The organism is Bacillus sp. AF62, from assembly GCF_050312695.1.
In the GTDB taxonomy this organism is placed as follows: Bacteria; Bacillota; Bacilli; order Bacillales; family Bacillaceae_G; genus Bacillus_A; species Bacillus_A cereus.
Window position 1 is genome coordinate 18,436 of sequence record NZ_JBNPJZ010000048.1, and the last position, 11,765, is coordinate 30,200.

Below are 11,765 nucleotides of genomic sequence, written 5' to 3' on the forward strand. Positions count from 1 at the left end.
ACGGTGATAATTTTTGCTATGTAATTAAAATAAATAAGAGTTAAAGGAATGCTATTTTAGTAATTTAGAGAGTTTAAACTAATAAAAACAAATCGTAATAAGGGAGAGAGTTTATGATGGAAATAGGAAAGGAAGTAAATAGTGAAAAGAATTATACAATAATGACAGCAGTATTATGTTGGTCAGGTATGGTAGTTATGTCTAGCCTATATGTAACAATACCTTTAATCTCTCTATTTTCAAACATTTTTAATACGTCATTAGCACAATCGGCAGCTACAGGAAGTATATTTTCTGTTGGCTTTGCTATAGGGTGTTTGTTATTTGGGGCAATTTCTGATAAATATGGACGAAAAAAAGTGATTTTTATTGGATTGCTTGCACTGTCGATTGTTTCTTTTTGCTTAGGGTTTGTAGATAGTTTATTTTGGCTTGTTATTTTTAGAGGTATACAAGGGATAGCAGCAGCTACATTTTCTCCAGTAGCGCTAGCCTACGTTGTAGAAATGTTCCCAGTAGAAAGAAGGGTTACAACAATAGGATTTGTTAGTACTGGTTTTTTAGTAGCTGGAATTGTAGGGCAGGTAATAAGTACTGCTGTTAGTCAGCATTTTGGATGGCATATGGTTTTCTTTCTTCTTAGCATTGTCTATATAAGTACTGCTATATGGGTTTATTATTCTCTTCCGAAAGGAGAGACGTCTCAATCCTATACTGATATTTTGGGGCCAATTAAACAGATGGGTAAAGTTTTTACAAATAAAAGCTTAGTATTAAGCTATATAATTGCATTTGTTTTATTAATGGCTTTTGTTAATATGTATACTGTTTTAGGGAATTATTTGAGCTCTCCTACTTACAATTTAACTGCAGAACAAATTCTTTATTTTCGCTTAGCGGGGCTATTTGGTATGTTGCTGTCACCGCTTGCAGGTCGTTTAACGAAGAGGTTTGAAGTAAGAAAAGTTCTTCAGGGAGGATTGTTGATCGCTATTTTTAGTATAAGTTCAATGGGCTTTGTTTCGTATCTATCTCTACTTGTAATGATGAGTGTCTGTTTTGTAATAGGTATTGCTATATCCGTTCCGTCTTTAGTTTCTCTTGTAGGTCAATTAGGAGGGAAAGCGAGGGGAATAGCAGTATCTATTTATACTTTTATTTTATTTTTAGGTACTAGTATAGGACCTATTATTTCTATTTATCTAATGAAAATAGGAGGGTATGCTCAAACATTTATTTTATTAGGAATGCTACTTTTTATTGGTTTTGTAGCTTCTCTATTTATAATTAATGAATAAGTGGAAAATCACTCAAATAAAGGAATGCGAGGATCTTTCATATGCTCACATAATAAAAGATGAATTTGTCCACGATGATGATAAAAGTGTGCAACGATTTCAAGTAACCATTCAAAGCGCGAATAAGAAATACCCCAATAGGCAGTCATAACTTCTGCTAATTCTATTTGGGAGTAGGAAAGAAATGTTTTGGAGAGAAGGTTGTATCCTTCAATCATCGTTTGTTGCATTTGAGCAACTGTTACGGGCGTATGTTCTATATAAAAGGTATGTAATTCTTTTTCTGGAATACCATTTAAAATGAGCAAATCAGCATGACAAATAAGAGAAAGATGTGTACACATTTCAAATAATGATCGTTTTGAGTGAATCGGTTGTATTTTTAAATCGTTTTCACTATATTGGTTAAGCATATAAATAGAAGTATCAATAGCAACTTTTAGTTGATGTAATGCAGATTGAACAAACATTGTAATTCTCCTCGTCTCCGTATATAATAGTTTCTTGAGGATATTATATCATACTCAAAATTCCGAAAATTCTAGTAGTTTGACTAGCATAATGAAAAGTATTATATTGTAAAAGGTCATATGAAACGTGAAATAGAATGGAATGCAATTATTGAGTTAGGAGTTAGACCAATGAGTTTGAAATATGGAAGAGATACAATTGTAGAAATTGACTTAAATGCTGTAAAACATAATGTAAAAGAATTTAAAAAACATGTAAATGATGAAGAAATTAAGATGATGGCTGCTGTAAAAGCGAATGGGTATGGCCATGGGGCAGTTGAAGTTGCCAAAGCTGCAATTGAAGCTGGAATAAATCAACTTGCAGTTGCATTTGTAGATGAAGCAATAGAATTAAGAGAAGCAGGAATTACTGTGCCGATTTTAATTTTAGGATACACACCAGTAGCGGCTGTAGAAGATGTAATTCAATATGACGTTATGATGACTGTTTATAGAGTAGAAGATTTACATGGTATAAATGAAATTGCAAACCGTCTTCAAAAGAAAGTACAAATTCAAGTGAAAATTGATACAGGAATGAGTCGTATCGGTTTACAAGAAGAAGAAGTTAAACCATTTTTAGAAGAATTAAACCGTATGGAGTATATAGAAGTAGTAGGGATATTTACGCATTACTCTACGGCAGATGAAATCGATAAATCATATACGAATATGCAAACAAGTTTATTTGAAAAAGCTGTTAATACAGCGAAAGAATTAGGAATTCAAATACCATATATTCATAGTTCAAATAGTGCAGGATCAATGGAATTAAGTAACACATTTCAAAATATGGTGCGCGTTGGAATAGGAGTGTACGGTATGTATCCATCAAAAGAGGTGGATCATTCAGTCGTTTCTTTACAGCCTGCGTTGTCGTTAAAATCAAAAGTGGCTCATATTAAACATGCGAAGAAAAATCGTGGTGTAAGTTATGGGAATACGTATGTAACAACTGGTGAAGAATGGATTGCGACTGTACCAATTGGTTATGCTGATGGTTATAATCGTCAATTATCTAATAAAGGCTATGCGTTAATTAACGGGGTTCGAGTACCTGTAATTGGCCGTGTTTGTATGGATCAGTTAATGTTGGATGTTTCAAAAGCGATGCCAGTACAAGTAGGAGACGAAGTAGTATTCTACGGTAAACAAGGTGAAGAAAATATCACAGTAGAAGAAATAGCGGATATGTTAAGTACAATAAACTATGAAGTTACATGTATGCTAGATAGAAGAATTCCGCGTGTTTATAAAGAAAATGACGAAACAACTGCAGTTGTAAATATATTAAGAAAAAACTGAATCATTTAGATTCAGTTTTTTTATTTTTGGCAAGTGAAAAATGCTCTATTTGTACCGTACGATTGAATATTTTTAAAACCTACAGATTGTAATGCATGAGTAATTTCGTCTTTAGTGTAACATGTTTCTTTAAAAGAAAAGTCACTTCTTTTCCAAATATCATTTGTATCACGCGTAAATAATATGAAATTCATTTCTGCTTTTTTGTTTTTATTATCAAATGTAGAATCAATCGTACAAACATATTCTTTCTCTGAAATATGAAACGAAGCAATCCAGTTTTCAAGAAATCCTTTTTCCATATTCATATCAAATGCGAATATACCCTCGTTATGTAATACGGAGTAAACGTTGTGAAACACACTTTTTAGTTCATCTAAATTCATAATATGGTTTAAACTATCACCGGCAGAGATGACGTAGTGGAATTGCTCATTTATATTGAAATAGCGAGCGTCATTGACGAAAAAGGTTGCATCTGGCGCATTTTCACGTGCATATTCAATCATTTGAGTAGAACCATCTATACCAGTTACTACAAAATTGTTATCAAGTAGTTTCCTAGTAAGATGACCAGTCCCGCAACAAAGATCTAAAATATGAGAATGTGGTTGTGCATATTGTAAAACGAGTTTTTCAAAAGCTAGATAGGAGTGTTCGGCAAAATGTCCCCAATGTTTATTATAAATAGATGCGAAAATATCATAATCAGAATAAATAAGTTTTTTAGACATAAATATTCTCCGTGCTATTCATTAAATTATAATAGTCATGCTTCGTTTTAATTTTAAAACCACATTGTGTATATAGTTTTAAAGCATGGTTATTTTTCGTTTCGACGTCTAATTCAATTGTTGAAGTTCCTTCTGTAATAAGGGTATGTACCATATAATTAAGAATATCTTTTCCATATCCTTTACCTTGATAAGAAGGATGAACAGCGAATCCTGATAATGTAGTAGATTGTTCTTGCTTAGTAACTGTAATTGTTCCAATAGCTTTTTCGTTAATAAGAGCACTGTAAACTTTATGAGAAGGTGAAGTCATCATTTTTTGTAACCATGTAGCCGTATTGTCTACTGAATCACCAAAAGCTTTACTAGAAATCTCAATAAGGTCAAGCAGTGATTCTGAAGATGCAAGAGTAAGCTGTATATTATTATCTGTTGTTTTTTGAATTTCGTTTATTTTGAACTCCATACTATATTCACTATATAAATACGGTAACTTCATATGTTTTATAAATTCATTCCCAGAAATAGAATCCCCATTGATAATAAGAAGAGCTTCATCTGTCTCTCTATTTTGTATTTCTTTCATTGCAGTTTGTAAAAGGGTAGTTCCGAAACGTTGTTTTCTAAAATGAGGATGTACAAAGCCTATTAGTTCAAGCTTTGTTGGTCTTTCGAAATCATACATATTTAAAGTGCCAATTAATTGAGTACCGTTATAAAGAAGAAAATCGTTTATATGATCTTCATTTCGATTTTTTAAAAAGTTGATATGTAAATCTGAAGAGTAATCAAGATTGTCTTGTTGCCCGCAAATATAAGCCAAATCCTTCATTTGCTGTATTTCACTTTCTGTTACAGAACGCTTTTTCTGAATATCCATTGTATACTCCCTCTCATTTGTATTTAAAAATAGGATGGGTAACTTAACCATTCCTTTAATTCCACACTACCTTGCACAGATAACAGTCGGTATAAATAACGATATGGTTGTCTACATTCTACAAGATGAGGAATAGGCATAATTGTTTCGTAACCACTTTGAAAGGCATGTGCTTCTTTTTCAGTAAGTACATATTCTAGTCCGATAAAATCAAACTCTCGCGGGGCAACCGCGTAAGCTTCAGTATCTACTAAACCCGTAATAGTTGTACCGTCATATAAAAATTGGGTAGGGTCCATATCAAGTAAGACGAGTGTAGCTTCTTTTGGTACGGACAGGGAAGAAAGCTGTGATTCAAAGGTAGGAAATGCATCTTGTATGCTTTCATCATCGGAATAAAACATATTCACAAGCTCTTTACTCACGTTTAAAATATGTGATTGGAATTCATTTAGTGGAATTTTGAACGTGCCTGACGGATTTCCTATAAAATCGGCTTTAAACTTATGTATTTCTGCAAGTCCTTTTCCTAGGCTAAATAAAATAGAATCTGGTTGCTCGATAAAAGATTGAACTGTGTTACCTACTAACTTTTCGACCACCACAAATTCACGGCCATTTAAAACATGTTTTTCTAATATTGTTGGGATAGGAAGATTCGTATGTTCTTGCAGCAATGTATGTACAGTTTCTAAATGATGGACGTTCCTTGGATCAATTCCAAATAGATTTTTACATCCCCACCAAAAATCATTATTTGGTTCTTCATTCATTTTAGAGGTACGAACGATAACTTCTGTATCTTCTGTTTGAACGAGAAAAACATCACTTGCATGATCTTCATAACCTGGGTGCAAGGCCTGAACGGATAGAATAGGTGAATTGAATAGTTGTTGTAGCATGAAAAGACTCCTTTTTTCTGTAAATTCTATAAATTCATTATATAACAGATGATGTGTTATGAGGATAAAGATAAAAAGATTGAAAGCATACTTACATTTATAGTGAAAGCTCATTAAAAATATTATATTTCTCTATTTTTGTATGAATTGTCTAAAAATAATAGTGGTAATACTTGAATGTAAGACTCGTATCTTTAAATCTATGAAGAGTAAAAGTAAGCATTTATTTATAAGATTGTGAATCACAATAATGTAGACTATAGAAAATATTTCTCAATAATAAAATGAAGAGAAAAGCATGAAGAAGTAGAATGCATTCATTTATAATAGACTTAAATTAATTAATATAATTAATTGTTAATTTTGTTATATTAATTGGATAGGAGAGAATGTTATGGCAAATGTACTCGTAATAAATTTCCCTGGGGAAGGTCATATTAATCCGACTTTAGCTATTGTAAGTGAGTTAATTCAGCGAGGGGAAACAGTTGTTTCTTATTGTATTGAAGATTATAGAAAGAAGGTTGAAGCAACAGGTGCGGAATTCCGAGTGTTTGAGAATTTTCTCTCTCAAATTAATATTATGGAACGAGTAAATGAAGGTGGGAGCCCTTTGATGATGCTATCTCATATGATTGAAGCATCAGAGCGTATTGTTACTCAAATTGTAGAAGAAACAAAAGAGGAAAAATATGATTATTTAATATATGATAATCATTTTCCAGTAGGACGTATTATAGCAAATATTTTACAATTACCAAGCGTTTCATCTTGTACAACGTTTGCTGTTAATCAGTACATTAATTTTCATGATGGGCAAGAATCGAGACAAGTAGACGAAATAAATCCATTATATCAATCTTGTTTAGCGGGAATGGAAAGATGGAATAAGCACTATGGAATGAAATGTAATAGTATGTATGATATTATGAACCATCCTGGTGATATTACGATTGTATATACTTCAAAAGAATATCAGCCGCGTTCAGATTTATTTGATGAATCGTATAAATTTGTAGGTCCATCAATTGCTACTCGAAAAGAAGTGGGGAGTTTTCCTACCGAAGATTTAAAAAATGAAAAAGTGATTTTCATTTCTATGGGAACAGTTTTTAATGAACAACCTGCTTTGTATGAAAAATGTTTTGAAGCGTTTAAAGATGTAGATGCGACAGTCGTATTAGTCGTTGGTAAGAAGATAAATACAAGTCAATTTGAAAATATCCCGAAAAACTTTAAGTTGTATAATTATGTCCCGCAATTAGAAGTTTTACAGCATGCTGATGTATTCGTGACACATGGTGGTATGAATAGTTCGAGTGAAGCGTTATATTACGGTGTTCCATTAGTTGTAATTCCGGTAACAGGAGATCAGCCATTCGTTGCAAAACGATTGACTGAAGTAGGGGCAGGCATAACACTTAATCGTAACGAGTTAACTTCTGAATTGTTACGTGAGACTGTAAAGAAAGTAATGGATGATGTGACGTTTAAGGAAAATAGTCGTAAAGTGGGAGAGTCGCTTAGAAATGCTGGTGGATATCAAAGGGCAGTTGAGGAAATATTTGAATTAAAAATGAAGCCGTACGTAAAGATTAAATAGATGTTAGAAACACACTTACTTTTAATTTGTAAGTGTGTTTCTAGTATTACGTGTTACATAAAAATAGCGATAAAGGTGAAACTTTTTTGTATATAAATCGATACCTTTGAATTAGTAGTAAAATTACGTTAAAATAATACTAAGAAAATATATAAGTTTTGGGGGTAATGAATGAAGAAAGTATTTGAATACGTATTATTAACAATGGGCTCAATTATAGTAGCAGGTTCATTAGAGCTTATTTTAGCACCTAATGGATTAGTAGATGGCGGGGTAACGGCTATTGCTATTATGGCAAATAAAGTCGCAGGATTGCCGCTTTATGGTGTGTTCTTAGGAATTAATATCCCAATTTTATTATTTACTGCAAAAGTAATGGGAAAGAAATTTTTTATCCGTACATCTTATGCGAATGTAGTTACAACACTCGGATTAATTTATTTAAAACCATTTCCAGCAATTACGACTTCTGAGTTATTAATTGTACTTTATGGTGGAGTGCTGTTCGGAATTGGTGTTGGGATTGTTGTTAAAATGGGTGGAGCAATTGACGGTTCGGAAATGTTAGCAGTTTGGATGAATAAACACTTTAATGTACCGATTAGTACATTTTTACTTGCAGTAAATGCAGTTATTTTCATCTTTGTTGCCATTTTATTTTCAATCGAACAAGCGATGTTCTCATTAGCCATTTTCTATATTGTTACGAAAATGATTGATTTTATATTAGATGGTATAAATCAAGGTAAGAGCGTTATGATTATTTCTGGTAAGAATAAAGAAATAGGCGATTTACTTATGAAAGAATTGCAACTATCTGTTACGTATCTACATGGAGAAGGTGGTTTTTTAGGGGAGCATAAGAGAATCATTTATTGCATTACAAACCGATTCATTTATCCGAAAATGAAAGATCTCGTTCTCTCTGTAGATCCAACCGCTATAATTGAAGCTTCTTATTCAACAGAAACGACTGGTGTGAAACGTCCGGGAAGGAAAGCTAGGTCAGGTGAATAACTAGCAGAAGGCTGTCCAAAAAGTTATTTTGGAACAGCCTTCTTTTTTATTTTGTTGAATTGTTAGTATGTTACAAGTTAAACCCACTGTTAACAAGTTTCCTTGCAACTAGGGAACCAAGCGTTTTTCAATAATATAGCCAACGTTTCAATTTTATTTTCTGGAATGCTACCAAAACCGAGTAATACGTATGATTCCTTACGTAAATCATTCACGAAATCATATGGAGAAAGCGGGTATAATTTAACGCTTTGTTTTTTAGCGGATTCAATCAGTTCGTTTTCATTCATACTGTTATTTACACATAAAACAATATGAAGTCCAGACTGTTCGCCAAGAATTTGAACATTAGCCCCCATTTCTTTCATAATGGATTTTACTAACGTATGATGTTTTCTTTTATATAGTGTACGACTCCGGTTAAGATGACGTTCCCAATTCCCGCTTTGTATAAAGTTAGCAAAAGCAAGTTGTTGTATTGTAGCGACTGTTTGTTTAAAAATTCCATGCAGTTCTTGATATATTTTTAAAAGATGTGGTGGTAAAACAACATATCCCATTCGTAAAGAAGGTAAAAAAGATTTTGAGAAAGTCCCCATATAAATAACGCGTTCATTTGAATCAAGACTTTGCAAAGAAGGAATCGGCTTACCAGCGTAGCGAAACTCACCGTCATAGTCATCTTCAATAATGTATCCGCTGCAATCATTAGCCCACTTTAACAATTCTGTTCTTCTAGATAAAGGCATAATAATCCCGAGTGGAAATTGGTGTGATGGTGTAACGTATGCGACATTGGCATTTGTATTATATAAGCTAGAAATATCAATACCTTTTTCATCCAATGGTATGGGATGAATTTGTCTATCACAGCTTTTAATGATTGCGTGTATACGGTGAAATCCAGGGTTTTCAATGCCGTATTCTTTTGTAGGGCCAAGCAGTTGAAGTAGTAGCCAGAGAAGTGGCTGCGTTCCGGCACCGATCACAATTTGATCAGGTGAAGAATGTACACCGCGAGAATGATATAAATATGTTGATATATGCTCTCGAAGAGCGAATTCACCTTGAGGGTCTTCTTTGGCAAATAGTGCATTTTCGTATGTAAGAATGGATTCTTGTAATGCTCGTTTCCAATTTGTAATCGGAAATGTATTTTGATCAATAAGCCCTTGGCTACAATCATATTCGAATTTTTCGTCTATTAAATTGCTCGTCTTCATTGCTGCATTTCGTTTTTTGTTTGGGATAACGTCAATATCGAAATTTGCTACAAAAATACCACGTTTCGGTTTACTTTCTACATAACCTTCAGCTAATAATTGTTGATAAGCTGATTCAACAGTGATGCGGCTAATATTAAGTTGTGATGCTAAATTTCTGTGTGAGGGTAGACGTGTGCCAACAGAAATACTCCCTTGTATAATTTCAGCTTTTATATAGTCGTAAATTTGCAAGTAAATAGGTGTGTTACTTTGTAATTGCAATGGGATAGTAAAATCCATATAAAACTCTCCTTTAAAACTGGCCTTATAAAAAATACTTAAACTGTCACTTAAGTAAAGGGCAGTTACTTTCTATAATAATGATACAACATTTAGAAAATTAAATAAATAGTTAGAGGAGAGTTAAAAATGAATGTTAAAGAAGTAGTAACAGAAGAGCAATTATATGAAGTATTACCTGTTTTACAGCAATTAAGAACGAAACTTTCAAAAGAGGAAACAAGCTCTTTATTTCGAAATATGAAAGAAGAAAATTATAAACTATTTTCGCTGCGTAATGAGGAGGATGAAGTTGTTAGCCTTGCAGGTGTAGCGATTTGTACGAACTTTTATAATAAGAAGCACGTTTTCGTATATGACCTTGTAACGGCAGACGCACATCGTTCAAAAGGACATGGAAATGTATTACTTTCGTATATAGAGAACTGGGGAAAGGAAAACGGATGTGAATCTATCGTCCTCACATCAGCATTTGCAAGAATTGATGCGCATCGTTTTTATGAAAGAGAAGGGTATGATAAAGTGAGTTATTCTTTTCATAAAGAATTATAAAAAATAAGAAGAAGTTGTCCCGCAAAAGTTGGGAACAGCTTCTTCTTATTTTTTAAGTTATTATTAAACCGTAAATAGGTTGTAAGTTATGGTATATGTATTTGAAAAGGTTATATAGTGTATTTTGTCGAATTATTTTAATTTAATAAAGAGAATGATTGGAGCGCTTATACTTGAAGAAAATAAAGAAACTATCAATCCCTAATGATGCTAGAGTTATCGTCATATCTGATATTCATGGAGAATTAAATCTTTTAAAAGAAGCACTACATAAAGTTAACTTTAAAGATGAAGATTATTTAATTATTAATGGAGATCTTTGCGAGAAAGGACGAGATAGCGTAGGCGTAGTAAACTATGTTATGAATCTTGTAAAGAACAATTCAAAGGTTCACGTTGTTGAAGGAAATTGTGAAGTTTTAGTTGATGCTCTTCTAAATGAAAATCCTCGTCTTATTAATTATTTATGTACGAGAAAGCATTCGATTTTTAATGAATGGCTAGAGCAATTGGATTTTTCAGTTCATGAAGGCACTTCAATTCGTGAAGTGAGAGAAGCATTGCAAAGTGAATTTTCACAAGAAATACATTGGCTAACGGAGTTACCGACAGCGATTGAAACAGAAGATTATATTTTTGTGCATGCCGGGCTAGAAGATAGAGTAGATTGGAAAGAAACAGAGCGCAAAAATGCGATAGCAATGCCAGAGTTTTTTTATAAATCACATAAAGCAAATAAGTATGTAATAGTTGGTCATTGGCCTGTCGTGAACTATTCTGAAGAAGCACCGTCTAACAATCCAGTTATTGATGAGGAGAAAAAAATTATTGCAATAGATGGAGGAAATGCAATTAAAGAAGCAGGACAATTAAATGCATTTATCATTCAGAGGAAACAAACGGGCGATACGTTTTCTTATACATATGTAGACTATTTTCCAGGGTACGAAGTAATAGCGGATTTTAATGCGAATTCAGAAATGCAGGGCGGAGTGACATATCCGTATTATTACATAGAGCCTATCGAGAAGATGCAAGATTACACAATATGTAAGCAAAAGGAAACAAATAAATTACTCACTGTAAAAAATGAATACATGAAACAACTTGAGTCAGGTGAATATACAGTGAAAACTGATATTTCTTGTGCGCAAATAAGCGTTAGAAAAGGAGATATCGTTTCTCTCATTGATGGTAGTTGTTCAGGATATGATTTAATTAAAAAAGATGGTGTAGAGGGGTGGATAGAGAAAGGCATTTTGCTTGAGCTGAATAAGAAGGAAAGTAATATATTGAGCTGAAATAGGAGGGATGTAACCTCCTATTTTTTATTCCCTATTAACCTTTTCAATGAGTGGACTGCCTGCTGTCTTTAATAAGTAGAGGGTGTTGCAAAACTCATAAATATCCAAAAATGAATGCATAAAGAAACCCGTTTTCCTGGAAGAATGATAGTA

11 protein-coding genes are annotated in these 11,765 nt (G+C 33.0%); 6 read left to right on the top strand and 5 right to left on the bottom strand.

Translation table 11 applies throughout. The annotated features are described in order from the left end of the window. Nucleotides 1-116: 116 nt before the first annotated feature. On the top strand, nt 117-1,298 hold the full coding sequence (locus tag ACQRBL_RS09995; RefSeq protein ID WP_411996570.1) for an MFS transporter: 1,182 nt from the start codon (nt 117-119) through the stop codon (nt 1,296-1,298). A gap of 8 nt (nt 1,299-1,306) precedes the next feature. On the opposite strand, the gene ACQRBL_RS10000 is transcribed toward ACQRBL_RS09995, so the two are convergent. Continuing rightward, entirely contained in the window at nt 1,307-1,768 is a 462-nt protein-coding gene (locus tag ACQRBL_RS10000; protein ID WP_000498006.1) for a DinB family protein, read from the bottom strand. Nucleotides 1,769-1,939: 171 nt separating this feature from the next. Between ACQRBL_RS10000 and alr the strand changes: the two genes are divergently transcribed. Then, complete coding sequence (gene alr / locus ACQRBL_RS10005) at nt 1,940-3,115, top strand: alanine racemase (RefSeq protein ID WP_002093966.1); 1,176 nt, start codon at nt 1,940-1,942, stop codon at nt 3,113-3,115. A gap of 20 nt (nt 3,116-3,135) precedes the next feature. Here the strand turns inward: alr and ACQRBL_RS10010 are convergent, their stop codons facing one another. Genes ACQRBL_RS10010 through ACQRBL_RS10020 form a run of 3 tightly spaced genes read right to left on the bottom strand, consistent with a single transcriptional unit; the run spans nt 3,136 to nt 5,631 of the window. Further along, nucleotides 3,136-3,849 (bottom strand): class I SAM-dependent methyltransferase, encoded by a 714-nt coding sequence (locus ACQRBL_RS10010; protein ID WP_000038481.1) that lies wholly within the window; start codon nt 3,847-3,849, stop codon nt 3,136-3,138. Then, the gene (locus ACQRBL_RS10015; RefSeq protein WP_411996569.1) at nt 3,842-4,729 is read right to left on the bottom strand and encodes a GNAT family N-acetyltransferase; all 888 of its coding nucleotides are present in this window, start codon (nt 4,727-4,729) and stop codon (nt 3,842-3,844) included. Before ACQRBL_RS10015 ends, ACQRBL_RS10010 begins: the two co-directional genes overlap by 8 nt. A gap of 23 nt (nt 4,730-4,752) precedes the next feature. Continuing rightward, the gene (locus tag ACQRBL_RS10020; protein WP_063547111.1) at nt 4,753-5,631 is read right to left on the bottom strand and encodes a hypothetical protein; all 879 of its coding nucleotides are present in this window, start codon (nt 5,629-5,631) and stop codon (nt 4,753-4,755) included. Between the two features lie 394 nt (nt 5,632-6,025). On the opposite strand from ACQRBL_RS10020, the gene ACQRBL_RS10025 reads away from it, so the two are divergent. Both ACQRBL_RS10025 and ACQRBL_RS10030 read left to right on the top strand, forming a co-directional pair. Further along, entirely contained in the window at nt 6,026-7,234 is a 1,209-nt protein-coding gene (locus tag ACQRBL_RS10025) for a macrolide family glycosyltransferase (protein WP_023521761.1), read from the top strand. A gap of 171 nt (nt 7,235-7,405) precedes the next feature. Further along, nucleotides 7,406-8,251 carry a YitT family protein gene (locus ACQRBL_RS10030; RefSeq protein WP_023521762.1) on the top strand — a complete coding sequence of 282 codons (846 nt, stop codon included), beginning with the start codon at nt 7,406-7,408 and terminating at the stop codon, nt 8,249-8,251. A gap of 89 nt (nt 8,252-8,340) precedes the next feature. Here the strand turns inward: ACQRBL_RS10030 and ACQRBL_RS10035 are convergent, their stop codons facing one another. Then, nucleotides 8,341-9,756, bottom strand: a complete 1,416-nt coding sequence (locus tag ACQRBL_RS10035) for a PLP-dependent aminotransferase family protein (RefSeq protein ID WP_023521763.1) — start codon at nt 9,754-9,756, stop codon at nt 8,341-8,343. Nucleotides 9,757-9,885: 129 nt separating this feature from the next. Between ACQRBL_RS10035 and ACQRBL_RS10040 the strand changes: the two genes are divergently transcribed. Next, entirely contained in the window at nt 9,886-10,308 is a 423-nt protein-coding gene (locus ACQRBL_RS10040; RefSeq protein WP_023521764.1) for a GNAT family N-acetyltransferase, read from the top strand. Nucleotides 10,309-10,481: 173 nt separating this feature from the next. Next, the gene (locus tag ACQRBL_RS10045; RefSeq protein ID WP_023521765.1) at nt 10,482-11,609 is read left to right on the top strand and encodes a metallophosphoesterase; all 1,128 of its coding nucleotides are present in this window, start codon (nt 10,482-10,484) and stop codon (nt 11,607-11,609) included. Nucleotides 11,610-11,765 lie beyond the last annotated feature (156 nt).

What these genes read in the sequence shown, in the direction of transcription:
- ACQRBL_RS10015 (WP_411996569.1), bottom strand. Translation starts at nt 4,729, where the DNA reads ATGGATATTCAGAAAAAGCGTTCTGTAACAGAAAGTGAAATACAGCAA.
- ACQRBL_RS10035 (WP_023521763.1), bottom strand. Translation starts at nt 9,756, where the DNA reads ATGGATTTTACTATCCCATTGCAATTACAAAGTAACACACCTATTTAC.
- ACQRBL_RS10000 (WP_000498006.1), bottom strand. Translation starts at nt 1,768, where the DNA reads ATGTTTGTTCAATCTGCATTACATCAACTAAAAGTTGCTATTGATACT.
- ACQRBL_RS09995 (WP_411996570.1), top strand. Translation starts at nt 117, where the DNA reads ATGGAAATAGGAAAGGAAGTAAATAGTGAAAAGAATTATACAATAATG.
- ACQRBL_RS10030 (WP_023521762.1), top strand. Translation starts at nt 7,406, where the DNA reads ATGAAGAAAGTATTTGAATACGTATTATTAACAATGGGCTCAATTATA.
- ACQRBL_RS10025 (WP_023521761.1), top strand. Translation starts at nt 6,026, where the DNA reads ATGGCAAATGTACTCGTAATAAATTTCCCTGGGGAAGGTCATATTAAT.
- ACQRBL_RS10020 (WP_063547111.1), bottom strand. Translation starts at nt 5,631, where the DNA reads ATGCTACAACAACTATTCAATTCACCTATTCTATCCGTTCAGGCCTTG.
- ACQRBL_RS10010 (WP_000038481.1), bottom strand. Translation starts at nt 3,849, where the DNA reads ATGTCTAAAAAACTTATTTATTCTGATTATGATATTTTCGCATCTATT.
- ACQRBL_RS10040 (WP_023521764.1), top strand. Translation starts at nt 9,886, where the DNA reads ATGAATGTTAAAGAAGTAGTAACAGAAGAGCAATTATATGAAGTATTA.
- alr (WP_002093966.1), top strand. Translation starts at nt 1,940, where the DNA reads ATGAGTTTGAAATATGGAAGAGATACAATTGTAGAAATTGACTTAAAT.